22 protein-coding genes and 1 riboswitch are annotated in these 23,705 nt (G+C 72.8%); of the genes, 9 read left to right on the plus strand and 13 right to left on the minus strand.

Going from position 1 to position 23,705, the window contains the following annotated elements:
- Positions 1-52: 52 nt before the first annotated feature.
- Complete coding sequence (locus ACZ5XZ_RS13390) at positions 53-1,066, minus strand: zinc-binding dehydrogenase (protein ID WP_468977293.1); 1,014 nt, start codon at positions 1,064-1,066, stop codon at positions 53-55.
- 345 nt (positions 1,067-1,411) lie between these two features.
- Here ACZ5XZ_RS13390 and ACZ5XZ_RS13395 point away from each other — a divergent pair, with 345 nt between their 5' ends.
- Entirely contained in the window at positions 1,412-2,056 is a 645-nt protein-coding gene (locus ACZ5XZ_RS13395; RefSeq protein WP_468977479.1) for a pentapeptide repeat-containing protein, read from the plus strand.
- 60 nt (positions 2,057-2,116) lie between these two features.
- On the opposite strand, the gene ACZ5XZ_RS13400 is transcribed toward ACZ5XZ_RS13395, so the two are convergent.
- The 3 genes from ACZ5XZ_RS13400 to ACZ5XZ_RS13410 form a co-directional block, all read right to left on the minus strand.
- Positions 2,117-2,614 (minus strand): hypothetical protein, encoded by a 498-nt coding sequence (locus tag ACZ5XZ_RS13400; RefSeq protein ID WP_468977294.1) that lies wholly within the window; start codon positions 2,612-2,614, stop codon positions 2,117-2,119.
- 134 nt (positions 2,615-2,748) lie between these two features.
- Entirely contained in the window at positions 2,749-3,489 is a 741-nt protein-coding gene (locus ACZ5XZ_RS13405; protein WP_468977296.1) for a response regulator, read from the minus strand.
- Positions 3,486-4,715 carry a sensor histidine kinase gene (locus ACZ5XZ_RS13410; protein WP_468977481.1) on the minus strand — a complete coding sequence of 410 codons (1,230 nt, stop codon included), beginning with the start codon at positions 4,713-4,715 and terminating at the stop codon, positions 3,486-3,488. Before ACZ5XZ_RS13410 ends, ACZ5XZ_RS13405 begins: the two co-directional genes overlap by 4 nt.
- Positions 4,716-5,095: 380 nt before the next feature.
- On the opposite strand from ACZ5XZ_RS13410, the gene ACZ5XZ_RS13415 reads away from it, so the two are divergent.
- Positions 5,096-5,692 carry a GlcG/HbpS family heme-binding protein gene (locus tag ACZ5XZ_RS13415; protein ID WP_468977483.1) on the plus strand — a complete coding sequence of 199 codons (597 nt, stop codon included), beginning with the start codon at positions 5,096-5,098 and terminating at the stop codon, positions 5,690-5,692.
- 261 nt (positions 5,693-5,953) lie between these two features.
- Here the strand turns inward: ACZ5XZ_RS13415 and map are convergent, their stop codons facing one another.
- Positions 5,954-6,721, minus strand: coding sequence for a type I methionyl aminopeptidase (map, locus tag ACZ5XZ_RS13420; RefSeq protein ID WP_468977485.1), 768 nt, complete (start codon positions 6,719-6,721; stop codon positions 5,954-5,956).
- An 83-nt stretch (positions 6,722-6,804) separates the two neighbouring features.
- Between map and ACZ5XZ_RS13425 the strand changes: the two genes are divergently transcribed.
- Positions 6,805-7,077 carry a helix-turn-helix domain-containing protein gene (locus tag ACZ5XZ_RS13425; RefSeq protein ID WP_468977298.1) on the plus strand — a complete coding sequence of 91 codons (273 nt, stop codon included), beginning with the start codon at positions 6,805-6,807 and terminating at the stop codon, positions 7,075-7,077.
- 221 nt (positions 7,078-7,298) lie between these two features.
- On the opposite strand, the gene ACZ5XZ_RS13430 is transcribed toward ACZ5XZ_RS13425, so the two are convergent.
- A complete protein-coding gene (locus ACZ5XZ_RS13430) occupies positions 7,299-7,874 on the minus strand; it encodes a TerD family protein (RefSeq protein WP_468977301.1) in 576 nt (191 codons plus the stop codon).
- Positions 7,875-8,079: 205 nt separating this feature from the next.
- Between ACZ5XZ_RS13430 and arfB the strand changes: the two genes are divergently transcribed.
- Entirely contained in the window at positions 8,080-8,508 is a 429-nt protein-coding gene (gene arfB, locus ACZ5XZ_RS13435) for an alternative ribosome rescue aminoacyl-tRNA hydrolase ArfB (RefSeq protein ID WP_468977304.1), read from the plus strand.
- Between the two features lie 109 nt (positions 8,509-8,617).
- Here the strand turns inward: arfB and ACZ5XZ_RS13440 are convergent, their stop codons facing one another.
- Positions 8,618-9,232, minus strand: a complete 615-nt coding sequence (locus ACZ5XZ_RS13440) for a flavin reductase family protein (protein WP_468977305.1) — start codon at positions 9,230-9,232, stop codon at positions 8,618-8,620.
- 337 nt (positions 9,233-9,569) lie between these two features.
- Here ACZ5XZ_RS13440 and cdgB point away from each other — a divergent pair, with 337 nt between their 5' ends.
- Positions 9,570-11,240, plus strand: a complete 1,671-nt coding sequence (cdgB, locus tag ACZ5XZ_RS13445) for a diguanylate cyclase CdgB (protein ID WP_468977306.1) — start codon at positions 9,570-9,572, stop codon at positions 11,238-11,240.
- A gap of 266 nt (positions 11,241-11,506) precedes the next feature.
- On the plus strand, positions 11,507-12,421 hold the full coding sequence (locus ACZ5XZ_RS13450) for a CBM35 domain-containing protein (protein WP_468977308.1): 915 nt from the start codon (positions 11,507-11,509) through the stop codon (positions 12,419-12,421).
- A 157-nt stretch (positions 12,422-12,578) separates the two neighbouring features.
- Here the strand turns inward: ACZ5XZ_RS13450 and ACZ5XZ_RS13455 are convergent, their stop codons facing one another.
- From ACZ5XZ_RS13455 to ACZ5XZ_RS13465, 3 genes are all read right to left on the minus strand, one after another.
- Positions 12,579-13,505 (minus strand): 1-phosphofructokinase family hexose kinase, encoded by a 927-nt coding sequence (locus ACZ5XZ_RS13455; protein ID WP_468977309.1) that lies wholly within the window; start codon positions 13,503-13,505, stop codon positions 12,579-12,581.
- 197 nt (positions 13,506-13,702) lie between these two features.
- Entirely contained in the window at positions 13,703-14,926 is a 1,224-nt protein-coding gene (gene nagA / locus ACZ5XZ_RS13460; RefSeq protein ID WP_468977311.1) for an N-acetylglucosamine-6-phosphate deacetylase, read from the minus strand.
- On the minus strand, positions 14,926-15,882 hold the full coding sequence (locus ACZ5XZ_RS13465; protein WP_468977312.1) for an ROK family protein: 957 nt from the start codon (positions 15,880-15,882) through the stop codon (positions 14,926-14,928). The genes nagA and ACZ5XZ_RS13465 overlap by 1 nt, the downstream gene beginning before the upstream one ends.
- Before the next feature lie 252 nt (positions 15,883-16,134).
- On the opposite strand from ACZ5XZ_RS13465, the gene ACZ5XZ_RS13470 reads away from it, so the two are divergent.
- From ACZ5XZ_RS13470 to otsB, 3 genes are all read left to right on the plus strand, one after another.
- Complete coding sequence (locus ACZ5XZ_RS13470) at positions 16,135-17,403, plus strand: extracellular solute-binding protein (RefSeq protein WP_468977313.1); 1,269 nt, start codon at positions 16,135-16,137, stop codon at positions 17,401-17,403.
- Positions 17,404-18,155: 752 nt separating this feature from the next.
- A complete protein-coding gene (locus ACZ5XZ_RS13475) occupies positions 18,156-18,398 on the plus strand; it encodes a DUF3263 domain-containing protein (protein WP_468977487.1) in 243 nt (80 codons plus the stop codon).
- Positions 18,399-18,631: 233 nt separating this feature from the next.
- Positions 18,632-19,546 (plus strand): trehalose-phosphatase, encoded by a 915-nt coding sequence (otsB, locus tag ACZ5XZ_RS13480; RefSeq protein WP_468977314.1) that lies wholly within the window; start codon positions 18,632-18,634, stop codon positions 19,544-19,546.
- Positions 19,547-19,634: 88 nt separating this feature from the next.
- Here otsB and ACZ5XZ_RS13485 read toward each other — a convergent pair whose 3' ends face one another.
- From ACZ5XZ_RS13485 to ACZ5XZ_RS13495, 3 genes are all read right to left on the minus strand, one after another.
- The gene (locus ACZ5XZ_RS13485; protein WP_468977316.1) at positions 19,635-20,663 is read right to left on the minus strand and encodes a polysaccharide deacetylase family protein; all 1,029 of its coding nucleotides are present in this window, start codon (positions 20,661-20,663) and stop codon (positions 19,635-19,637) included.
- A gap of 246 nt (positions 20,664-20,909) precedes the next feature.
- Positions 20,910-22,349 (minus strand): alpha,alpha-trehalose-phosphate synthase (UDP-forming), encoded by a 1,440-nt coding sequence (locus ACZ5XZ_RS13490; protein WP_468977318.1) that lies wholly within the window; start codon positions 22,347-22,349, stop codon positions 20,910-20,912.
- 48 nt (positions 22,350-22,397) lie between these two features.
- On the minus strand, positions 22,398-23,354 hold the full coding sequence (locus ACZ5XZ_RS13495) for a glucosyl-3-phosphoglycerate synthase (protein ID WP_468977321.1): 957 nt from the start codon (positions 23,352-23,354) through the stop codon (positions 22,398-22,400).
- A gap of 198 nt (positions 23,355-23,552) precedes the next feature.
- Positions 23,553-23,702, plus strand: a riboswitch (SAM riboswitch).
- Positions 23,703-23,705 lie beyond the last annotated feature (3 nt).

Raw genomic sequence — 23,705 nt, forward strand, 5'->3', positions numbered from 1 at the left:
CCGAGGTCCCGGGCGCCGCCTGCCCGCCCGGTCCGCGTCGGCTGCCGCGCCACTACGGCACCAGGACCACCTTCCCGATCGTCCCGCGGGTCTCCAGGGCACGGTGTGCGGCCGCGGCCTCGGACAGCGGGAAGGCCTGGACCGCCGGTACGAGCCGACCGGCCGCGGCCTCGGCGAGCGCGGCGGTCTCCAGGGTGCGGATCGGGTTGTCGCCGCCGGCCCGGGCCAGCATGGGCGGCCCGAGCACCTGCTCGGAGGTGATCCCCCGAGACGCCAGCTCGCCGTCCGTGAACTCCAGCGGGCCGCCGGACAGGGGCCCGCCCGAGGACCAGCCGAAGACCAGATGGCGGCCGCCCTCGGCCAGGAGGTCGACGGCCGCGCGTCCGGGGGCGCCGCCGACCGAGTCGAAGACGAGGGTGGCGCCGGGCGCGCCGCGTTCGTCGAGGAAGGCGCGGACCAGCGACGGCCAGTCGTCGTCGGTGTAGTCGACGGCGAGGTCGGCGCCGAGTTCGCGGGCCCACGCCGCCTTGATGGCGCCGCCGGCCAGCCCGATGACCGTCGCACCGGCGTTCCTGGCGTACTGGACGAGCAGTGAGCCGATACCGCCGGCGGCCGCGGGGACGAGGACGATGTCGTCGGCGGTCAGGTCGGCGAAGAGCAGGATGCCCATGGTGGTGCGGCCGGTGCCGATCATGGCGACCGCCTGGGCCGCGGTCAGGTTCTCGGGTATCGGGTGCAGCCGGTCGGCGGCCACGACGGCCAGTTCGGCGTAGCCGCCGGGGACCGCGCCGAGATGGGCGACGACGCGCCGGCCGAGCCAGGCGGGGTCGGTGCCCTCGCCGAGCGCGTCGACCGTGCCGGCGACCTCCCGGCCGGGCACGGTCGGGAGCTGGGGCAGCGGTACGGGCCCGCCCTCCCGGCCCTCCCGTAGAGCCGTGTCCAGGAGGTGGACGCCGGCTGCGGCCACCGCGACGCGGACCTCACCGGGGCCCGGCACGGGGTCCTCGACGGTCTCGTGGGCGAGGTTCTCGGCGGGGCCGAAGGCGTGCAGCCGTATGGCGTGCATGGCGCTGTCTCCTTGGCAGTTGGGACGTGGACGGTTCGCCCTACCCGGCGGGCGAACGCCAACACTCTGTTACCTCAAGCCTGGTTGAGGTCAACCCCCGCCCCGCGGGACGGTCCGACTGGCCGCGATGCGTTGAGCCGAGGGCCGCGCGTGAGGTCTGGGATTCGCTGTTTTCGCAGGTCAGGGCGGACTGTCAGTGGGGTGGTCCACGATGGACGGGCCGGGATGGAACCGGGCGCGGAACGCAGGCGGAACGCGGACGGCGCGAGGGCGGCATGCGGACGGAACGCGGACGGCGCGAGGACGGAAGAAGGTGATCGCGTGGCGGGGCGCGGTAAGGAGACGGTGCGGGCGGTGCGGCGGCCTCAGGTGCGGTTGCCGGAGCTGGCGGCGTACGACGGCGGGGAGCTGGCGGCCGAAGGGGACTACGACGGGCTGGAGTTCGCGGAAGCCGACTGGGCCGGGCAGTCGGCGCGCGGCGCGCGGTTCATGGACTGCGCGGTGCGGCGCTGCGGACTCGACGAAACGGTGCTCAGCCGGGCGCGGTTCATCGACAGCGTGCTGAGCGGTGTGCGCGGGGTGGGGACGGACCTGTCCGGGGCTTCGCTGCGCGATGTGGAGGTGTCGGACGCCCGGCTCGGCGGGGTGCAGCTGCACGGTGCGGTGCTGGAGCGGGTCGTGGTGCGCGGCGGAAAGATCGACTTCCCGAATCTGCGCCGCGCCAAGCTGCGGGACGTCGCCTTCGAGGGCTGTGTGCTGATCGAGGCGGACTTCGCGGGGGCGGAGCTGGAGCGGGTGACGTTCGACGACTGCACCCTGGCGCGGGTGGACTTCTCCGAGGCGCGGATGAAGGACGTCGATCTGCGCGGTGCGGCCGCGGTGGACATCGCGCGGGGCATCGACCGGCTGTCGGGCGCGGTGATCAGCGCGACCCAGCTGATGGATCTGGCGCCGGCGTTCGCGGCGCAGATAGGCGTACGGGTGGAGTGAGGCCGGGCCCGCGCGAGCAGGATGCGCCGCCCGAGGTGCAGGGGCCCGCCGGGGGTGGGGTCAGACCCGGGGGAAGCGGGCCTGGAGGTCCCAGATGGCGGGGTTGTCGTCGAGACCGTCGTGCATGTCGGTGAGGTCGGCGATCAGGTCGTGCAGAAAGTCGCGGGCCTCGCGGCGCAACGCGGAGTGGTTGAAGGTGAGCGGGGCCTCGTCGGCCGGCATCCAGTCCGCGTCGATGTCCACCCACCCGAAGCGGCGCTCGAAGAGCATCCGGTCGGCGGATTCGGTGAAGTCCAGCTCCGCGTGGATCGGGCGGGCCGAGCGGTTGCCGCGGGGGTCGGTGTCGAGCCGCTCGACGATGTCGCAGAGCGCCCAGGCGAAGTCGAGGACCGGCACCCAGCCCCAGGCCGTGGACAGCTCGCGGTCCGTCTTCGTGTCGGCGATGTAGACGTCGCCGCAGAAGAGGTCGTGGCGCAGCGTGTGCACGTCCGCGGTCCGGTAGTCCGTCTGCGGCGGGTCCGGAAAGCGGCGGGAGAGGGAGTAGCCGAGGTCGATCACGTCTTGATGGTGTCACGCCCCTGCGGCGGGCCCTCGCCCGCATCGGCCCGGAGCCAAGGGGGTGACGGCCCGGAACCGAGGGGGTGACGGCCCGGAACCGAGGGGGTGAGGCCATGGAGGGGCCCGCCGGCGCCTCAGGGCAGCAGCCGCTGCTCCTTGGCGACGGAGACGGCGCCGGCGCGGGTGTCCACACCGAGCTTGTCGTAGATGCGCCCCAGGTGCGTCTTGACCGTGGCCTCGCTGATGAAGAGGGCGCGGGCGATCTCGCGGTTGCTCAGCCCGCGCGCGAGCTGGCCGAGGATGTCCAGTTCCCGGTCGGTGAGGGTGGGGCGCGGACTGCGCATCTGGGCCAGGACACGATGGGCGACCGGCGCCGAGAGCGTGCTGCGGCCGGCGGCCGCGGCGCGGATCGCGGAGAACAACTCCTCCGGCCGCTCGGCCTTGAGCAGATAGCCGGTGGCGCCGGCCTCGATGGCACGGGTGATGTCGGCATCGGTGTCGTAGGTGGTCAGCACGAGGACATGGGGGGCGCCGCGGCCGGCGGGGGAGGAGCCGGGTGAGCCGGGTACGGAGGGTGAGCCGGGTGCTGCGGGTGCTGCGGGTGCTGAGCCGGGTGCGGTCCCGGCGCGGGCGATGCGGCGGGTGGCCTCGATGCCGTCGATACCGGAGCCGAGCTGCAGGTCCATCAGGACCACGTCGGGGCGCAGCGCCGCGGCCAGCGCCACCGCCTCCTCGCCGTCGCCGGCCTCGCCGATGACCTCGATGCCGTGGGCGCTGCTGAGCAGGGCGAGCAGCCCGGCGCGCACGACGGCATGGTCGTCGCAGAGCAGGACGCGTACGGGGGTGTGCTCGGGTGCGCCGGCGGATGGGGTCATGGGGTGTTCTCCAGGGGGACGGCGGCGGACAGGACGGTGCCCTCGCCCGGTGCGGATTCAATGGTGAGGGTGCCGCCGAGCTGCCGCATCCGGGCGTACATGGCGGGCAGGCCGTGTCCCCGTTCACGCCCGAAGGCGGCGGGGGAGACCGGGGTGTACGGGGCCGGCGGCGGGGTGAAGCCACGGCCGTCGTCGGCGATGTCGAGGACGATCTGGTCGCCGAGGTAGCTGAGGGTCAGGGTGACGGTGGTCGCGGCGGCGTGCTCACGGACGTTGGCCAGGGCGCCCTGGGCGATGCGCAGCAGCGTGGACTGCACCCGGTCGGGCAGCGGAGCGGGCGTGCCGTCCTGGTGGAACCGTACGGCCGGTCCACGGGTGGCCGGCCCACCGCCCACCCCCGACTGGCCCACTCCCGACTCGCCGCCCAGCCCCGACTCGTCCGTCCGCGCGGCGAGTTCGCGCAGCGCCTGGGGCAGTGTGGCGCCGTCGGCCAGGTCGGCGGGGGCGAGGTCGTGTACGAAGCGGCGGGCCTCGGCGAGGTTGCGGGCCGTGATCTCGGTGGCCGTACGGACATGGCCGCGGGCGGTGGCGGCGTCAAGGTCCCAGACGCGGTCGGCGGCCTGCAGCAGCATCTGCTGGCTGGACAGCCCCTGGGCGAGGGTGTCGTGGATCTCCATCGACAGCCGCTGCCGCTCGGCGAGGGTGCCCTCGCGCCGCTCCGTGGCGGCCAGTTCGCGCCGGGTGCGCAGCAGATCGTCGATCAGCGCCCGCTGGCGTTCGGCCTGCCGCTCCATATGGATGAACACGGCGGTGGCGAGCGCGGCGACGGCCGGCGGGGCCAGCAGCAGATTCGGGTCGAAGCCGGTGGACAGCCGCAGTTGGGCGGCGACGACGAACGCGGTGAGCAGGCCCACCAGCAGCGACGCCGCACCGGCCGGCAGGGTCTGCAGACCGGTGTAGAACAGCGGCACCGCGCACCAGGCGAAGCTCGGCGCGAGCAGGACCAGGACGACCCAGGTCGCCACCACCGCGCCCAGCCACAGCAGCCGGCGGGCGTTCGGCCGCCGCTCGTCGTGCGTACGGGAGCCGAGCGCCGGGCCGAGGACGTACAGCAGGGCGAGGGCGAGGCTGAGGGCGATGATCCAGGGGGTGCGGGGCTCACCGGGGTGCCGGGTCAGGAAGCGGGCCAGCGAGGCGCCCAGCAGCAGGAAGAACGCGATATGCATGACCGGGCCCAGCCAGCGGGCGTCCGGATGGGGCTCTCGCGGCGGGTCCGCTGCCGGGGGCTGCGGGGTGCGGTGCACGTGGATCTCCTCGTCGGGGCCGTGGCGACCTCGTGGCCAGGGTGACCTTGTGGTCATGGTGACCTCGTGGTCATGCCGACCCTGTGGTCGTGGCGACCTCGTGGTCATGCCGACCCAGTGGTCATGGTGACCTCGTCGTCGTGGTGACCCCGTAGTCCTAGCCCGCGCGGCGAGGTCCCGCATCAACCGATCGGCCGACACCCGTATCCCCCATCATGCACGGCGATCCCGGCCGGACCACCGATCCGCGCGCCCCGCGTCCCCTCGACGATGAGGACATGACTGACCACGCCACCACCCAGATGACCGACTCCCCGGCCGCCGCCAAGACCCCGGCCGCCAAGAAGCTGTCCCCGCGCGCCCGTATCGCCGCCGGTGCCGTCGCGCTCGCCCTGCTCGGCGCGGCCACCTTCGGCGCCGTCTCCGCGACCGCCGCCCCCGCGCAGGCCGGCACCGCCACCGCCACTGCCGCCGCCACCGTCGACGAGAGCCTCACCCGCACCAGCACCCACCTCACGCTCGGCGCCGCCACCCGGGCCGCCCGGGCCGCCGTGGACGCCGCGAAGAAGGGCGGCCATGCGGTCTCGGTCGCCGTCGTGGACCGCAACGGCACCACGCTCGTCCAGCTGCGGGGCGACGGCGCCGGGCCGCAGTCGTACGAGTCGGCCGGGCGCAAGGCGTACACCGCGGTCTCCTGGAACGCCCCGACCTCGGAGCTGGTCAAGCGGCTCGACCAGGCACCCACGCTCAAGGACATCCCCGGCACGCTCTTCCTGGCGGGCGGCACGCCGGTACAGGCCGAGGGGGCCCCGATCGCGGGCATCGGCGTCGCGGGCGCCCCGAGCGGTGCTCTCGACGAGCAGTACGCCAAGGCCGGCGCCGACGCGCTCGGCAAGTAGCGGCAGCGGCAGCCATCCGGAGGCGCCCCGTAGGGCGGGGTCGAACGCTTCCCGTAGGGGATGCGAGCGCCCCCTGCGGGGCCACAACGGGCCGGGTCGGGGAGGTATTCCCGACGGGCCGGGCGCTCCGGACCGGAGCACGGAGCCCAGCCCGACACCTGCCGTATTCCCGCGCCGCGCCACGCCCCTACGGCATGGTCAGCGCCACGCCTACGGATGGTCAGCGCCGCGCCCCTACGGCGGCATGGTCAGCACCACGCCCTACGGCATCGTCAGCACCCGCGGTCCCTCGTCCGTCACCGCCACCGTGTGCTCGAAGTGGGCGGCGCGGCCGCCGTCCACGGTGCGCAGCGTCCAGCCGTCGCCGTCCGGGCGGTAGTCGTCCCCGCCGCCGGACAGGAACATCGGCTCGATGGCGATGACCAGGCCATGACGCAGGACGGGGCCCCGGCCCGGGCGGCCGTCGTTGGGGACCGGCGGGTCCTCATGCATCCTGCGGCCGATGCCGTGACCGCCGAAGTCCTCGGGAATGCCGTAGCCGGCGCCGCGCCCGACGCTGCCGATCGCATGGGAGATATCGCCGATGCGGGCGCCGACCACGGCCGCCGCGATGCCCGCCGCCAGCGCCCGCTCGGTGGTGTCCATCAGCCGCCGGTCCTCGGGGCGCGCGGTGCCGACCGTGAAACTGACGGCTGCGTCGCCCGCCCAGCCGTCCACGACGGCGCCGCAGTCGATGCTCACCAGGTCGCCGTCGCGCAGCCGCGACGCGTCGGGGATGCCGTGCACGATCGCGTCGTTGACGGAGGCGCAGATCACGGCCGGGAACGGGGTGGGGGCGAAGGACGGGCGGTAGCCGAGGAACGGCGAGGTGGCGCCGGCCTCGCGCAGGACCGTGCGGGCGACCTCGTCCAGCTCCAGCAGCCGCACCCCCGGGGCGGCGGCCGCGCGCACCGAGGCCAGCGCGTCGGCGACCACCCGGCCGGCCACCCGCATCGCGTCGAGTGCGGCATCCGTCTTGATCTCCACCATCCGTACGACCTCCCCAGCGCCCGCCATCCCCGCAGGCGTTATTTCTTTACCGGTATTTCTTTACCGGTATTAGTATCACGGGCATGGTGCGAACTCCACTGACCCCCTGGGAACGTGAACGTGGTGAACGGCTCGGCGCGCTGCTGCGTACGGCGCGCGGCGGGCGCAGCATGGTCGAGGTCGCGGCGGCGGCGGGGCTGTCCGCCGAGACGCTGCGGAAGATCGAGACCGGCCGGGCGCCCACGCCGGCGTTCTTCACCGTCGCCGCGCTGGCCGGCACGCTCGGACTGTCGCTGGACGAGGTGGCGGTGCTGGCCACGCCACCCGAGGCGGCCCCCGAGGACGCGGTCGCCTGACCCGCGCCGGCCCCCGGAGGCGCACCCGGGTCCGGCCGTCACTAGGGCCCGTCCGATGGGTCATGGCCGGGTCCGCGGTGTCTGGCACGGCCTTTCCGACCCTGACCCATCGGACAGGCCCTGACGCACGAAGGGCCGGCCCCCAAGGGGACCGGCCCTGCAAACCTCGTGCGCCTACGCGCCCGTGACGCTCACGCGCCGCGGCCGCTCGCTCGGCTGCCTCAGACGTTGACGCCGAAGTCCTGCGCGATGCCGACGAGGCCCGACGCGTAACCCTGGCCCACGGCGCGGAACTTCCACTCCGTGCCGTTGCGGTACAGCTCACCGAAGACCATGGCGGTCTCGGTGGCCGCGTCCTCGCTGAGGTCGTAGCGGGCGATCTCGGCGCCGCCGGCCTGGTTGATGATGCGGATGAAGGCGTTCCGCACCTGGCCGAAGTTCTGGCTGCGGTTCTCGGCGTCGTAGATCGAGACCGGGAAGACGATCTTGTCGATGTCGGCCGGCAGGCCCGCCAGGTTGACGTTGATCTGCTCGTCGTCGCCCTCGCCCTGGCCGGTGACGTTGTCGCCCGTGTGGACGATCGACTGGTCCGGCGTGGCCTTGTTGTTGAAGAAGACGAAGTGCTGGTCCGAGTAGACCTTGCCGCTCGGGTTGACCGCGATCGCGCTGGCGTCGAGGTCGAAGTCCGTGCCGGTGGTGGTGCGGACGTCCCAGCCGAGGCCGACCGTGACGGCGGTCAGGCCCGGTGCCTCCTTGGTGAGGGAGACGTTGCCGCCCTTGGACAGGCTTACAGCCATGGGGATGTCCCTTTCCTTGTCAACGCGTCGATTCGTCGGGCTCCGTACTGCGCACGAAGCTACCGTCACTCACCACAACGCCGTGAGGGGACCACGAGGTTCCAGCTGTCTTTACTCTCTTTGCCGAATCCCGATGCCGAATGCCCCCGCGGGTGCCCTGTAAAGAGGGTGACGGGAGCCCTTGGCCCGGGGGATCATAGGACGCATGTCCGGGCCCTATGTCATCCGCGGTTCGGTCGTCCTTCCAGAGGCCGAGCTCGTATGGCGTTTCTCGCGGTCCTCGGGTCCGGGCGGCCAGCACGTCAACACCAGCGACAGCCAGGTCGAGCTGCGCTTCGACCTCGTCAGGACGCAGGCGCTGCCGCCGGTGTGGAAGGAGCGTGCCCTGGAGCGGCTGGCCGGCCGGCTGATCGACGGCGTGCTGTCCGTACGCGCCTCCGAGCACCGCTCCCAATGGCGCAACCGCGAGACCGCGGCCGTCCGGCTCGCCGCGCTGCTGGCGCAGGCCACCGCGCCGCCTCCCGCGCCGCGCCGCAAGTCGCGGATCCCACGGGGCATCAACGAGCGCCGGCTGCGGGAGAAGAAGCAGCGCGGCGAGACCAAGCGCGGCCGCTCCGGCCGCGACTGGGGCTGAGCCGCCGGCACCCGGCGCCGAACCGCCGGCACCCGGCCCCGGCGCAAGTCCACCGCCCGGCGCAAGGCCGCCGCCGCCCGGCACGCAACCGCCGGCACCGCCGCCCCGCTCACCCCAACTGCCGGTACTTCCCCCGGAAGTACGTCAGCGGCCCGTCGTCCTCATTGGGGACCGACGTCGCCAGCACCCGCCCGATGACCAGCGTGTGATCGCCGGCCACCACCCGCTGCTCGGTGCGGCACTCCAGCGTCGCCAGGGCACCCCCGATGAGCGGGGCGCCGGACGCTTCGCCCCTTACGTGTGCGATGTCCTCGAAGAGCAGTCGGTCGCTGATGCGGCCCTTCATCGCGAATCGTCCGGCAATCTGCCGCTGGTGCCCGGACAGTACCGACACGGCCCACAGCGGCTGCACCGCCAGCAGGTCGTCCATCCGTGAGTCGTTGCGAACGCTCACCATCACCAGGGGCGGGTCGAGGGAGACGGACAGGAACGCCGTGGCGGTCATGCCGACGTCCTCGCCGCGCGGCCCGTCGTCCGGGTCGTGGGCGGTGATCAGCACCACGCCGGCGGCGAGGCGGGACAGGGCGGCACGGAACTCGTCGTCACTCACCCCAACAGAATGCGGGATCGGTGCGCCGCCCGGCACGGATGTCAGGGCGACGGCGGGTGTGGCTGGGGTGGCGGGCCCGGCGGACGCCGCATCGGCGGGAGTTTTCGTGAACACGCCACGAACGCTAACGTCCCCCCGCGCCGGGCCGCATCGGGCCCGGGGACCACTCGCGTCCTAGGTCCGACGACGGAGCCGCCCCCTGCGGGGGTGCCGGAAAGTCCGCGAACCTCAGAATTTGCGTTCAGAAAGTGTAGAAATAGTGAACGCGGACTCGAATAATGGGGGCGCCGAAGATCGCCAAGGCTTGCTCACGGTCTGTGACTTGAGTCACAGCAGGCGCTAATTGTTGACCCTGTGTACCGAGTGAACAGCTCACTGTGATTCAGTGAGCGTGGAATCGGACGACGAAGAATCGTGGAGTTTGCTGTCGAGGTCTCAGGGAGAGCGAGCGATGGAGACCGAGTCGGAGCCATACGTCCGTCTTGCGACCCTGCGGCAGCTGCACCAAGTGGTCGCCGAGCTGAACACCGCACGCAGCCTTGCGGACACCTTGCAGACCGTCGCCGACGGCGCGCTCACCGGCCTCGGCTACGAGCTGTCCGCGGTCAACCTCGTCCGCCCCGACGGTGACCTCGTCGTCGCCGCCGTCGCCGGCAGCGCGGGCGCCGAAGCCCTGATGGCCGGGCGGGTCGGCTCCCGGGCCTCCTGGGACCGCCGGCTGTCCATGGGCGAACGCTGGGGCGACCTGTGCTTCATCCCGTACACCGAGGGCTGGGTGCTCGACGACGACGACGTCCCCCAGTGGCACACCGCCGGCCCCGCACCCCGCTTCCCCGACGAGTGGCACCCCATGGACCGCCTCTTCGCGCCCATGTACACCGCCGGCAACGGCGGCGGCGAGCTGCTCGGAGTGATCTCCGTCGACCGCCCGCGCAACGGCCGCCGCCCCGGCCCCTGGGGCCAGGAAGCCCTGCAGATGTACGCCTTCCAGTCCGCCATCGCGATCAGCAACGCCCGGCTGCGGGCGAACATGCAGCGCGCCCTGGTCCGGCTGGAGCGCGAGCAGCAGGCCCTGCGCGCCAGCGAGGAAAGCTTCCGCCAGGCCTTCGAGTACGCACCCAGCGGCATGGCCGTCGCCGAAATGGGCGGCGACCAGCACGGACGGCTGCTGCGCACCAACGACGCCCTGTGCCGGCTCCTCGGCCGCACCGCCTCCGGCCTGCGCCGCTACTCCTTCTCCGACCTGGTCCACCCCGAGGACATCGGCACCCTGCTGCGAACCTCCGCCGAAGGCGGCCGCGCCGAGCTGCGCCTCGCCCGCCGCGACGGCACCTACGTCTGGGTCTCACTGCGCAACTCCGTCGTCGCCGACACCGCCGACGGCCCCCGCTACCTGCTCACCCACGTCGAGGACATCGAGGAACGCAAACGCCACGAGCTGCAGCTCGCCCACCGCGCCAGCCACGACTCCCTGACCGGACTGCCCAACAGCGCCGAACTGCGCGCCCGGCTCGGCGCCCGGCTGTGCTCGCGCCCACCGGGCTCGATGGCCGACGCCTACGCCTCCGCGGGCGGCGCCCACCCCAGCGACCCCCACGGCTTCCGCGCCGACGGCAAGGAGCCGTTCGACGGCATCGACGGCTTCGAAGGCAAGGCCCCCGTCCCCCTCGACCACCACGTCCACCTCATCGCCCCCGCCGAGGGGCCGGCCGACGACGGCTCCAAGGGCCTCGCCGTCCTCTTCTGCGACCTCGACGGCTTCAAATCGATCAACGACCGCTTCGGGCACAACACCGGCGACGCCGTACTGATCGAGGTCGCCCGCCGGCTGACCAGCGGCGTCCGCGACGGCGACACCGTCGCCCGGCTCGGCGGCGACGAGTTCGTGGTGCTCGCCGACGGCCTGGGCACCGCCGACGCCGCCGACCTCGCCGTCCGCCTGCGCAACGCCATCATCCCGCCCATCCGCGTGGAGGGCCGCGCCGTCCGCGTCGGCGCCAGCTTCGGCATCGGCTGGGCCGGCTGCGGAATGACGGCCGAAGAAGTACTGGAGTCCGCCGACCAGCGGATGTACGTCGAAAAACGCTCCCGCTCCAAGGCCAACCGGCGAGCCGCCGGCTGAACCGGCCCGCGCCGCGACCGCACGGCATGCCGCGCATCTCACACTCACCGCCCGCCGGCCACCGCACCAGCAGCTCACCGATCTGTTCACCGATCTGTAGCGATCTTGTGGCCCTCCGGAGCCGGTGTGGCCCGGCCATCACGGGGTAGGCTGCGCCGATGCGGCGCGGCGCCGCCGGGGGCCCCGAAGACACAGCGCGCAGAGACCTCTGCGCACGCGTACCAACGCGTACACGACGCGCACAGATCGCTTGGGAGTGACACGGAATGACGGCCGGCAACAACGGCGCGGACACGCCGGAGAACGACGACCCGTTCGCCTACCTCTACCGCTCGGAAGGCGGCCAGGACGGCGCACCGGGCTCGGCGGGCGACGCCGCGGCCGCCCGGCAGCCGGGAGTCCCGCGCACCTCCTACAACCAGGTACGCGCCGTGGGCCAGCGCCAGTACGGCCAGCAGGCCCAGCAGCAGGTCACCTACGGCCAGCAGAACGCCAGCTACGCCGCCCCCGAAACCCTCCCCGGCGGCGAACGCACCCGCACCGCCTCGGCCCCGGGCCACGGCGGCGGCCACGAACCGCGCCGCCGCAACGGCCTGCTGATCGGCGCCGTCGCCGTGGTCGCGGTGGTGTGCATAGGCATCGGCGTCGCCATGCTCACCAACAACGCCGACGACAACAAGTCCGACAACGCCGGCAAGCCGGGCCCCACGGCCGGCGACACCGTCAAGCCCAACGGGCCCACCAGCAAGCCCAAGCCCGGCGAACTCCCCAAGGGAGAGGCGGCCAGCCTGCGGCTCGACGGCGGTGCGACAACCGCCAAGGACATCGAGGGCGCCCGCTCGGCGAGCGGCTCGTACGTCGGCGGTTTCAACCAGGTCGGGGCGAAGGTCAAGTGGACCGTGGACCTGCCGAACAGCGGCGATTTTCGGCTGTACGTGCGCTACAGCATCCCAGGAGAGGACGCCAACGCCACGCTCTCGGTCAACGGCAAGCCGAACAGCCAGCCGCTTGGCCTGAAGAACTTCATCCACTCCCCGCAGGGCGACTGGAAGAAGGGCTGGCAGTCCACTTGGGCCCCGATCACCCTGAACAAGGGCACCAACACCGTCGAGATCGCGTGCGGACAGGGCAACCAGTGCAACGCCATCCTGGATCAGGTGTGGCTGGCGAACGCCAACTAGTAGCCGGATACCCATACTTCCGCACCTCGGCTGAAATCTGACCTTCGGCCACTACTCGGCCAAGACTCCGCGGCCGGTCAAGAGCGCCGCCGTCTGGGGATGACGCCGTCGCGGCCGGGCTTGTGCGCCGAGACGGGAGGCCGGTCGCCGCCACCCCTCACGCCACCGCCGGACGATCCGTCACCACCACCCGCCCCAGCAGCTCCTCATAGGTCGAGGCGTCGAACTCGCCCGCCGCCGGGGCCCGTACGGTGGCGGCCGACAGCGCCACCGCCCGCGTCAGACGGTCCGGCCACGGCAACTCCTCCACCAGCCCGGACAGCAGACCGGCCACCGCCGAATCGCCGGCACCGGTGGGATTGCCCGCGAACCGCCGCGGCGGCGCCGCCTGCCAGACACCGTCCGCGGTGACCGCCAGCATGCCGTCCGCACCCAGCGACGCCGCCACCGCATGCGCACCGCGGCGCCGCGCGTCACGGGCCGCCCGCAGCGGCTCGGTGCTGCCCGTCAACGCCGCCAACTCGTCGGCGTTGGGCTTGGCCAGATCGGGACGGGCCGCCAGACCCCGCCGCAGCGGCTCGCCACTGGTGTCGAGGAGCACCGGCACCCCCGCGGTGCGCGCGGCACGGGTCAGACGGGCGTAGACATCCACCGGGACGCCCGGCGGGAGACTGCCGCACAGCGCCACCGCCCGCGCCTCGCCCAGCAGTTCGCGATACGTCCCGAGGAAGGCCTCCCACTCGGCCGGAGAGACCGTCGGGCCCGGCTCGTTGAGCTGCGTGGTGTCGCCGGTGGCCGCGTCGACGACGGCGACCGTGCGGCGGGTGGCGCCGCCGACCGGGACCAGCGCGTCGGTGACCGCCGTGTCCGCCAGCAGCGCCCGCAGCGCCTCCCCCGTGCCGCCGCCCGCGAAGCCCGTGGCGACCGTACGGTGGCCGAGCGCGGCCAGCACACGGGCGACGTTCAGGCCCTTGCCGCCGGGGCGCTCGGACACCTCGGTGACGCGATGGGTGGTGTGCGGACGGAGCCGGGGCACGCGGTAGGTGATGTCCAGGGCGGCGTTCAGCGTGACCGTGAGGATCATGGTCCCCCCTCCGGGCAGTCATGGCCGGGCGGCCGTGAGCGGGCGACCGCACTCGGCGGTGGCATGCGGACAAGTGCGCGAGCGATCATGCCATCGCCGACGGTGGTTGGCCCAGACCCCGGGTAACCACCCTGCGGCCGCCGACTACCAGCAACAGACGGCACCCTGCGTAGCCACCCTGGTGCCACCGCGGAGCGTCACACCCCCCGCGGGCGCACCACCCACTCGCCCCGGCGCATGACACCCACCACGTCGTACGCCGCATCGAGCACCACCAGATCGGCGTCCTTTCCGGCCTCCAGGGAACCGGCCCGGTCCCCGATGCCCAGCAGCCGGGCCGGAGTCGCCGACAGCGCCTGCACGGCCTGGTCGACCGTCAGACCGTCGACGGTCACGGCCCGCCGGAACGCCCGGTCCAACGTGAGCGTGGAACCCGCGATCGAACCGGCCGTGGCACCCTCGCTGATCCGCGCCACACCGTCCTTGACCTCCACCCGCATCGGGCCGAGCGGATACATCCCGTCGTTCATCCCCGCCGCGCCCATCGCGTCCGTGATGAACGCGACCCGCCCGTCCCCCGCGCTGCGGAAGGCCAGTTGGAGCATCGCGGGGTGCAGATGGGTGCCGTCGTTGATGAGCTCGACGGTGATCCGCTCGTCCTCCAGGAGCGCGGCGACCGGACCCGGCGCCCGGTGGCCGAGCGGCGGCATCGCGTTGAAGAGGTGGGTGGCGACGGTGGCGCCCGCGTCGACGGCCTGCCGGGTGGCGTCGTAGGAGGAGTCGGTGTGGCCGATCGCGGCGATCACCCCCGCGTCGGCGAGCAACCGCACCGACGCCAGGCCACCGGGCAGCTCGGGCGCGACGGTCATCATCACCGCGGTGCCGCGCGCGGCGTCGAGGAGCCGTCGGACATCGGCCGGATCCGGATCGCGCAACAGGTCCGGCTGGTGCGCGCCGCAGCGGTGCGGGGAGATGAACGGGCCCTCGAAGTGGATACCGGCCAGCTCGCCCTGCTGGACGAGTTCGGCGAGCACCCCGGCCTGCCGGGCGAGTTCACCCAGCTCACCGGTGACGGTGGAGGCCAGCATCGAGGTCGTGCCGTGCCGGCGGTGCGTCTCGACGACCGTCATGCACTCCTCGGGGTCGGCGGACGAGAAGGAGCCGCCGCCTCCGCCGTGGACGTGCATATCGACGAACCCGGGGACGACGAGATGCCCCGAAAGGTCCACGACACCCGCGGCCGAGCCTGCGTCCGCCTCGGCGTCCCGGTCGCCGCCGCGGCTGTGGACACCGGTGATCCGGCCGCCCTCGACGGTGATCCGGCCGCTGTCGACCACACCGGACGGCCGGGCGATCCGGGCGCCGGCCAGGGTGGTGCGGGAAGGGCCCGCAGCCGGCTGCGCGGACTGTTGCTGTGCCATCAGGCGGTTACCTCCGTGGAGAGAAGATCCCAGGCGAGGAGCCCCGCGCCCAGGCACCCGGCGGCGTCCCCCAGGGCCGCCGGAACGATCGAGGGAAGACGCTGGAACGTAACGCGCCGGCGGACCGCTTCCCGCAGAGGGACGAACAGCGTGTCGCCTGCCTCGGCGAGCCCACCCCCGATGATCACCGTCCGCGGGTCGAGCAGGGTGAGCCCGGTCACCAGGCCGTCGGCCAGTGCGTCCACCGCGTCCTGCCACACGGCACGGGCGCGGGCGTCACCGGACTCCACGGCCTTGGCCGCGTCCGCCGCACTGGCCCGGGGATCACCGCAGACCGCCGCCCAGTCCCGGCCCACCGCGGCCGCCGAGGCCAGCGTCTCCAGGCAGCCGCGCTGCCCGCAGCCGCAGACCCGCCCCCCGGGCCGTACGACGATGTGGCCGATCTCGCCCGCGCTGCCGTGCGCGCCGGCCTCGATCCGGCCGTCGATGCCGATGGCGCCCGCGATACCGGTGCCCAGCGGGACGAACAGGAAGCGGTCGGCGCCCCGACCGGCGCCGATCCGGCCCTCGGCCAGCCCGCCGGTGCGCACATCGTGGCCCAGGGCCACCGGCACCTCGCCGAGCTGCTCGGACAGCCGTGCCCGCAGCGGTACGTCCCGCCAGCCGAGGTTCGCGGCGTAGACGGCGGTGCCGGAGTGCTCGTCGACGATGCCGGGGACGGCGACGCCGGCGGCCGCGGCGGTGGTGCCGAAGCGTGCCGCGCCGATGTCGCGCAGCTCGGCGGCGAAGCCGAGGATGGCCTCGACGACCGCGTCGGGGCCGTGCTCGCGGCCGGTGGGGCGCCGCGCCTCGTACAGCAGGGCGGGCGGCGCCTCCTTCGACGGTGCGGTGCCCACCCCCACGAGGGCGGCCTTCATCCCGGTGCCGCCCACATCAAGGGCGATGACGTGTCTCACGGGAACAGTTTCGCGCGATCCGCCCTGAAAGGTCTAGTCCACTCACCGGGGGATCGCGAAGGGAACCGCAGGAGTCCGGCAGGTGAAAAGACTGTGGGAACCCGATACCGGAGCCGGACCACCGGTGGTGTAGACCTTGAGGGGAACGCGGGAGAATTTCGCTGTTCACGCCGGTACGGGGCGATCCCCCGGATGGCGTTGCCACACCCGGCAAGCACTCACATTCGGGCACGGACAAGGGCGGTAACAGCGGTGCAGCGGCGGTACTTGAGCTTGGCGGCGGCGACGGTCGCCACCACCATGGCGCTGACTCTCACCGGCTGCGGCAGCGGCTCGGGCGACGGCGACGTCACCCTCAAGCTGATCGCGGCGGACTACGGCGACAGCGCGGACAACAGCTCCGAGCACTACTGGGACGAGCTCACCCGCGCCTTCGAGAAGAAGAATCCCGGCATCAAGGTCGACGTCGAGGTCTACAGCTGGACCGACGTCGACAAGAAGGTCGAGGACCTGGTCAAGGACGGCCACGCGCCGGACCTCGCCCAGATCGGCGCCTACGCCGACTACGCCGCCGCCGACAAGCTCTACCGCGCCGACCAGCTGCTCTCCGTCTCCACCGAGGCCGACTTCACCCCCTCCCTCGCGGAGGCCGGCGAATACCGGCGCGTCCAGTACGGCCTGCCCTTCGGCGCCAGCACCCGGCGGCTCTTCTACAACAAGAAGCTCTTCGCCAAGGCCGGTATCGCCAACCCGCCGCAGTCCTGGAGCGACATAGCCCGCGACGCCCAGCTGCTGAAGGCGCGCGGCGTGAAGATGCCCTACGCGCTGCCGCTCGGCCCCGAGGAGACCCAGGCCGAGACGCTGATGTGGATGCTCAGCGGGGGCGGCGGCTACACCGACAGCATCGGCAAGTACCGCATCGACTCGCCGGAGAACATCAAGACCTTCAACTGGCTGAAGGACGACCTCGTCGGCAAGGGCCTGACCGGCACCGACCCCGCCCAGCTCAACCGCGCGGACGCCTTCCAGGGCTTCGCCGACGGCGAGGTCGGCATGCTCAACGGCCACCCCGCCCTGATGAAGCAGGCCGAGGCCAAGGGCATCGACTACGGCACCGTCGAACTGCCCGGCGTCGACGGCAAGGCCAAGGCCACCATGGGCGTCGCCGACTGGATGATGGCCTTCAAGCAGAACGGCCACCGCGCGGAGGCCGGCAAGTTCCTCGACTTCGTCTACAGCGACAGCAACGTCGTGAAGTTCTCCGGCGAGTACGGCCTGCTGCCGGTCACCACCTCCGCCTCCCAGGCGATGCTCGCCGACGACAAGTACGCCAAGCTGCACAGCTTCCTCAAGCAGCTGGCCACCGCCGAGTTCTACCCGGCGGACAAGACCTCCTGGCCGCTGGTCTCCAAGACCGTCAAGGCGAAGATGGGCGCCGCAGTCGGCCCGAAGGGCAACCCCGCCGGCGTCCTCACCGACATCCAGAACGCCGCAGACGCGGCGGACAGCGCGGCGGGCTGACGCGGGAGCGGGGCGGGGCGGGGCCCTGCCGGCCGGCGGGGGTGCCCGTGAGTGGGTGGCCGTTCGTGAGCGGGTGGCCGTGAGTGGGTGGCCGTTCGTGGGCGGCGGTTCGTGGCGGGCGGCGGTCGCTCATGGGCGGGCCACGTATGGGCGGGCCAACTGGAGTGCCCAAGGGGAATGCCCCTGCAGTGAACGCTGACCGAGGATGGTGGCGGGGGCGCATGCGGCCCCGGGGTGCCGGGGCAGACACAAGGCACAGGCACAGAACTCCGAGGCGCACATGCATCTGGTCGTCGAGCACCCGGGCGTCGGGCACTCCCAGACGTAGAGCGCCGAGGTGCACCACGGTTACACTCCGAGGGAACTGATTACTCTCCGTAATCGTTGCCGTAATAAGTGGAGGCCGCCGAGGCAGACAAGCGTCAAACAAGCGTCGCGAAGGCCGGAAGCAGGAGGCCGGGGGCTCGGGTCCTTGTCCGACCATCCGCCCATCCGCTTATCGTGGAAACGTGACGACGAGCGGTGCGGGGGACAGCAATACGACGACCAGCGGTACGGAGCGCAGCGGTACGGAACACAGCGGTACGGAGGACATGGGCGGGGCGAGCGGAGCAGACGGCGCGGACACCGGCGGCGCGGCCGGCGCTTCGGACTCCGCGGGCGTTTCGGACTCCGCGGGTGCGGTGGACTCCGCCGGCTCGGACTCCGCGGGCGCTTCGGACGCCGCGGACCGTGCGGATGCCGGGCAACCCGTGGGCGGCGAAGGCGCACCGGGGCTCTCTGCCCGGGACGAGGCCGTGCTCGCCGTGGAGCGCCGCTCCTGGCCGGGCCCCGGGCCCAAGGAACGAGCCATCCGTGAGCGGCTCGGAATATCCCCGACCCGCTACTACCAACTCCTCAACGCCCTGCTGGACGACCCCCGCGCGCTGGCCCACGACCCTGTCACCATCAACCGTCTGCGCCGCGTACGCGAAGCCCGCCGCGCCCGCCGCTGACGACGCGGGGCGCGGCCAGGCGATGCGGGGCGTCGGCCAGGCGGCGCGAGGCGCGGCCATGGCGAGCGCGGTGACTCGGGCGGCGGCGCGGTTCGGCGGCAGGGCGGTTCGGAGGTAGGGCGGTTCGACGCCCGCCCGGCTCCAACCCGTCGACGCCCGTCCGGCCCCAACCCGCCGGCGTGATGCGCCCGTACACCCGCCGTGCGCCGGTCCCACGCCGGTAGGGTCGGCGCATGGGCAGCTCCCCGAACGCCGCGCCGCACTCCCAGCCGACACCCGAACCCGAGCGTGCGCCCGGCTCCGTGCCGACACCGCACACGCCTGCCGGCCGCGACGGCCTCGCCGCGCTGCTGGCCCACCCCGAACGCGCCGTCATCGCCCTGGACTTCGACGGCACCCTCGCCGACATCGTCCCCGACCCGGAGAAGGCCCGCGCTCATCACGGCGCCGTCGCCGCCCTCGGCCGCCTCGTGCCCCGGCTGCGCGCGGCCGCGGTGATCACCGGCCGCCCGGCCGCGGTCGCGGTGCGCCTCGGCGGCTTCGATTCCGTCCCCGGACTGGACCACCTCACCGTCCTGGGCCACTACGGCGTCGAGCGCTGGGAAGCCGCCACCGGCACCGTCCACGCTCCCGCCCCGCACCCCGGCGTCGCCGCCATACAGGCCGAACTCCCCGGCGTACTGGACGCCTCCGGCGTCTGGCACGGCACCTGGGTCGAGACCGCCATCGAGCGCAAGGGCGGGCAGGCCATCGCCGTCCACACCCGCCGCGCCGACGACCCCCAGGGCGCCTTCGACCGGCTGCGGGCCCCGCTCGCCGCGCTCGCCGAACGCCACGGCCTGATCGTCGAACCGGGCCGCCTCGTCCTGGAGCTGCGCCCCCCGGGCATGGACAAGGGCGTCGCCCTCGCTGAATGGGTCCGCGAAACCGGCGCGTCGACCGTCCTCTACGCCGGCGACGACCTCGGCGACCTCGCGGCCTTCGCCGCCGTCGACAAGCTCCGCTCCGAGGGCCTGGCGGGCGTCCTGGTCTGCAGCGGCAGCACCGAGGTGACCGAACTCGCCGACCGCGCCGACCTGGTGGTCGACGGACCGGCCGGGGTGGTGGAACTGCTCGACGCCCTCGCGGACCGCCTTGCCGCGGTCTGAGCATGCGGCCTGGGTGATCCTTCGGACTGGGGGATCATTGGGTGATCCTTCGGCATGGGTGGGGCGTTCGGCCTGACGGCGCCCCCGTCTACGACGCCCCCACTGCCGTCCGTCCGTAGTGTGCGGCGATCTCGTCGCTGGTGGTCAGCCACACTCCGGGGTGGTTGACGATGTGGGCGAGGGCCTGGTCCAGGTACTTGTGGCGGAATGCCTGGCCGATGACGAACGGGTGCAGGGCCAGTGACATCACCCGGCCGCTGTCCGCCGCGTCCTCGTGGAGCTGGTCGAGCTGGTCCTTGACGATCTGCACGAAGTCCGGCCCCGTCAGGCCCTTGCTGACGAACAGGCCGATGTCGTTGAGTTCGACGGAGTACGGGACGCTCAGCATCCCCGGCACGTTCAGCCGGTACGGCTGGTCGTCGTTGGTCCAGTCCAGTACGTAGTTCAGCCCGAGCTCGGCGAGCAGTTCCGGGGTCCGGAAGGTCTCGGTGAGCGCCGGTCCCATCCAGCCGCGCGGCCGCCGGCCGGTGGTCCTCTCGATGCTGGCGATCACCTCCGTCAGGTAGGCGCGTTCCTCGTCGGGCGTCATGTCGGCCTGGAAGGTGGAGTTGTTCTTGCCGTGGGCGAGCCACACCCAGTCGCGGGCCCGCCCCGCTTCGATGATCTGCGGATAGCGTTCACCGGCATCGGAGTTGAGCAGCACGCTGGCGCGTACCCGATGGCGGTCGAGGCTCTCGATCAGCCGCCAGAAGCCGACCCGGGGCCCGTAGTCGCGCCAGCCGTAGTTCAGCGGATCCGGGGTCAGCTCCGCGGTGTCGGGGAAGGTGCTCGTCGACGGGCGGTCGATCCGGTAGTGCTCGATGTTCAGACCCACGTAGAAGGCGACCCGGGCGCCGCCCGGCCACCGGATCGGTGCCCGGTCGACGATCGGGCTGTAGTCGTAGAGCCGGTTCTCCACGGGCCGGTCGGCTGCGGGGTGGCCGTCCGCAGGCCGGTGGCCCGCGACTCCGCCCTCCACGGGCCGGTCGTCCGTGGCCCGGTCATCCAGGAGCTGGTGGTTCATCGACTGGTTCATCGACTGGTTCGTCGACCGGTTCAACTGGTTCAACTGGTTCATCGTTCTCGCCTCGCGTCGGGTGCGTACTGGTGCGGTGCTTCCTGGTACGCAGCCTCGAACGTTCACATTGATGTGAGCCTCAAGGCGGAGAGGGGTGACGCCGGTCACCATCCCGGCAGGTGCCCCGGCGCCCGGCAGGGGAGCCCGTCGGCGCCGTCACGCCCGACGCCCGGCCAGGCGCACGCCCCCGGCCGCCCGGCCACGCGCACCCCGGCGCCCAGCCAAGCGCACGCCCCGGCGCCCGGCTCAGCCGACCAGTGCGCGCAGCTGTTTGAGGAACCACTGCGCCGGCGGCAGCGCGGTGGCGGCCGCCGCCAGCCGCGCCGTCCGCTCGCGGCGTTCCCCGGCGTCCATCGACAGCGCCTCGTGCAGCGCCCGCGCCGTACCGCTGACGTCGTACGGGTTGACGGTCAGGGCGTGGCCGCCCAGCTCCTCGTGCGCCCCGGCCTCCCGTGACAGCACCAGTGCGCAGCCCTGCTCCGAGACCACCGGGATCTCCTTGGCGACGAGGTTCATCCCGTCCCGGATCGGGTTCACCAGTGCCACGTCCGCCAGCCGGTAGGCGGCCAGCGACCGCGCGAAGTCGTCCTTCACATGCAGCACGACGGGACGCCAAGTAGCTGTCCCGTACTCGGAGTTGATCTCCTCGGAGAGCCGGCCGACCGCCGCCGTGTACTCCCGGTAGACGGCCAGATCCTGGCGCGAGGGGTAGGCGAAGGCGACATGCACCACGCGCTCGCGCCACGACGGCTCCTCCGCCAGCAGTTGCCGGTAGGCCAGCAGGCCGCGGACGATGTTCTTCGACAGCTCGGTGCGGTCCACCCGGACGATGGTCTTGCGCGCCGCCCCGTCGGGACCGGTGCCGATCTGCTCGCGCAGGGTGGCCAGCCGCTCCTCGACATCCGCCCGCCGCGACCGCTCCAGCAGGAAGTCGGCGTCCGCCCCGAGCCCGTACGCACCGATCCGGGTGCCGCCGGTGCCGCCGGTGACCTCGGCGCAGCACGCGGTGAACGCGTCCGCCCAGCGGTGGGTGAGGAACCCCAGCTGGTCGGCGCCCAGCATGCCCTCCAGCAGCTGCCGCGCCACCTCGTCCGGCAGCATCCGGAAGTAGTCCGGCGGAGCCCACGGCGTGTGGGAGAAGTGCGCGATGCGTACGTCGGGCCGCAGTGCGCGCAGCATGCCCGGCACCAGCGCCAGGTGGTAGTCCTGCACCAGCACCGCCGCCCCCTCGGCGGCCTCGTCGGCCAGGGCCCGGGCGAAGGCGCGGTTGTACGTCTCGTACGCGCCCCACTGCTGCCGGAACCCGGCGTCGAAGGCCGGCTCCAGCGGCGTCTGGTAGAGCATGTGGTGGACGAACCACAGCACCGAGTTCGCGATGCCGTTGTAGGCGTCGGCGTGCACCTGGGACGGGATGTCCAGCATGCGGACGCGCTGTCCGCCGGTGTCCTCGGGGGCCAGGGCGCCCCCGGTCCGGCGTACGGCCTCCCGGTCCCCGTCACCGAGCGCCGCGCACACCCACACCGCGTCGGTGCCGGGGCCGATGGCCGACAGCCCGGACACCAGCCCGCCCCCGCCCCGCTTGGCGCTCAGCGCCCCGTCGTCGCCCACGGCGTATGACACCGGCCCGCGATTGGACGCGACGAGAACCTCGGCACCTGCCCGGACCGCACTGCGCTCGGAGACCATGTCGCGACATTAACCCGCCGCAGAACCGCGCAAACGTACGGACACGGGTCAGGCCGCCCGCCGCGCCGCGTACTCGGGGATTTCGGCCATGGGCGGCCGCTCCTCGGTGTCCACGTCCGTGGTGCGCGCCACGAAGCCCTCCTCGCCGCGGTCGAATTGGGTGAGCCGGGGGCGCACCAGGTGGCCTCGGGCGAGGCGGAGCTGGGCGGTGCGGTAGATGGCGGCCGCCATCCGGCCGAGGGCCTGGCCGCCCTGGTGGCGGTGCTTGCGCACGCCGACGTCCACCTGGGCGAGGGCGTCGAGGCCGACGGTGTGCAGGGCGTCGACGAGCAGGCCGAGCTCGACGCCGTAGCCGACCGGGAAGGGCAGGCGCTCCAGGAGGGAGCGCCGGGCCGCGTACTCGCCGCCCAGGGGCTGGACGAAGCCGGCCAGCTGCGGCCAGTGGAGGTTCAGCAGCGGGCGGGCGACCAGCTCGGTGACCCGTCCGCCCTGCTCGCCCGGGTGCCCCCCGGCCTCCAGGGGGCGGTCGTACATCGCCTTGACGAAGTGGATGTCGGGGTCGGTCAGCAGGGGGCCGACGATCCCGGAGACGAAGGTGGCGGAGAACTCCCGCAGGTCGGCGTCGACGAAGCAGATGATGTCGCCGGTGGTGACCAGGAGGGAGCGCCACAGGACCTCGCCCTTGCCGGGCAGCGCGGGCAGCCGGGGCAGGACGGTGTCGCGGTGGACGACCCGGGCGCCGGCCGCGGCGGCGACCTCGGCGGTGCGGTCGGTGGATCCGGAGTCCAGCACCACCAGCTCGTCGACCAGGGGGACGGCGTCGCACATCAGCTCGGCGCGGATCGCGGCCACGATCGCGCCGACCGTGGCCTCCTCGTCGAGCGCGGGCAGCACGACGCTGACCGTACGGCCCGTCTGGCGCTTGGCCTCCAGCAACTGCTCCAGCGGACGGTCCGCGGCGGACCAGGAGCGGCTGCTCAGCCAGCGCTCCACCTCTTCCAGCACGTCTACGACTCCTCGGTGGCCGCCGGTGCCGCGACCGGTAGGCGATCCCTAGTGTGGGCCATTCTGTGATCCATCTCGCGGTTCGGACGACTATCTCAACGGTCAGTGCCTTCGGTTACAGTCTTGAACAACGCGGATGACCGTCGCATGTCGGGGTCGCCGCGCCACAAACGCCTGGGTTTCGTCCCAGCGCCATACCGCTCATCCAGAGGGGCAGAGGGATACGGCCCGTTGAAGCCCCGGCAACCCTCCAGCCGGTCTCCGCCGCGATCATCGCGCGCGAGGCTCCCGGCTAGGGAAGGTGCCAAATCCGTCTCATGGCGAGATGCGCCATGAGGAAGATGAGGAGAA

The organism is Streptomyces sp. NPDC033270 (assembly GCF_055576575.1).

Bases quoted from the DNA above. Each gene is read 5' to 3' on its own strand.
- ACZ5XZ_RS13390 (WP_468977293.1), bottom strand. From the start codon at position 1,066: ATGCACGCCATACGGCTGCACGCCTTCGGCCCCGCCGAGAACCTCGCC.
- ACZ5XZ_RS13405 (WP_468977296.1), bottom strand. From the start codon at position 3,489: ATGACCCCATCCGCCGGCGCACCCGAGCACACCCCCGTACGCGTCCTG.
- ACZ5XZ_RS13410 (WP_468977481.1), bottom strand. From the start codon at position 4,715: ATGCATATCGCGTTCTTCCTGCTGCTGGGCGCCTCGCTGGCCCGCTTC.
- ACZ5XZ_RS13415 (WP_468977483.1), top strand. From the start codon at position 5,096: ATGACCGACTCCCCGGCCGCCGCCAAGACCCCGGCCGCCAAGAAGCTG.
- map (WP_468977485.1), bottom strand. From the start codon at position 6,721: ATGGTGGAGATCAAGACGGATGCCGCACTCGACGCGATGCGGGTGGCC.
- ACZ5XZ_RS13425 (WP_468977298.1), top strand. From the start codon at position 6,805: ATGGTGCGAACTCCACTGACCCCCTGGGAACGTGAACGTGGTGAACGG.
- ACZ5XZ_RS13430 (WP_468977301.1), bottom strand. From the start codon at position 7,874: ATGGCTGTAAGCCTGTCCAAGGGCGGCAACGTCTCCCTCACCAAGGAG.
- arfB (WP_468977304.1), top strand. From the start codon at position 8,080: ATGTCCGGGCCCTATGTCATCCGCGGTTCGGTCGTCCTTCCAGAGGCC.
- cdgB (WP_468977306.1), top strand. From the start codon at position 9,570: ATGGAGACCGAGTCGGAGCCATACGTCCGTCTTGCGACCCTGCGGCAG.
- ACZ5XZ_RS13450 (WP_468977308.1), top strand. From the start codon at position 11,507: ATGACGGCCGGCAACAACGGCGCGGACACGCCGGAGAACGACGACCCG.
- ACZ5XZ_RS13455 (WP_468977309.1), bottom strand. From the start codon at position 13,505: ATGATCCTCACGGTCACGCTGAACGCCGCCCTGGACATCACCTACCGC.
- nagA (WP_468977311.1), bottom strand. From the start codon at position 14,926: ATGGCACAGCAACAGTCCGCGCAGCCGGCTGCGGGCCCTTCCCGCACC.
- otsB (WP_468977314.1), top strand. From the start codon at position 18,632: ATGGGCAGCTCCCCGAACGCCGCGCCGCACTCCCAGCCGACACCCGAA.
- ACZ5XZ_RS13485 (WP_468977316.1), bottom strand. From the start codon at position 20,663: ATGAACCAGTTGAACCAGTTGAACCGGTCGACGAACCAGTCGATGAAC.
- ACZ5XZ_RS13490 (WP_468977318.1), bottom strand. From the start codon at position 22,349: ATGGTCTCCGAGCGCAGTGCGGTCCGGGCAGGTGCCGAGGTTCTCGTC.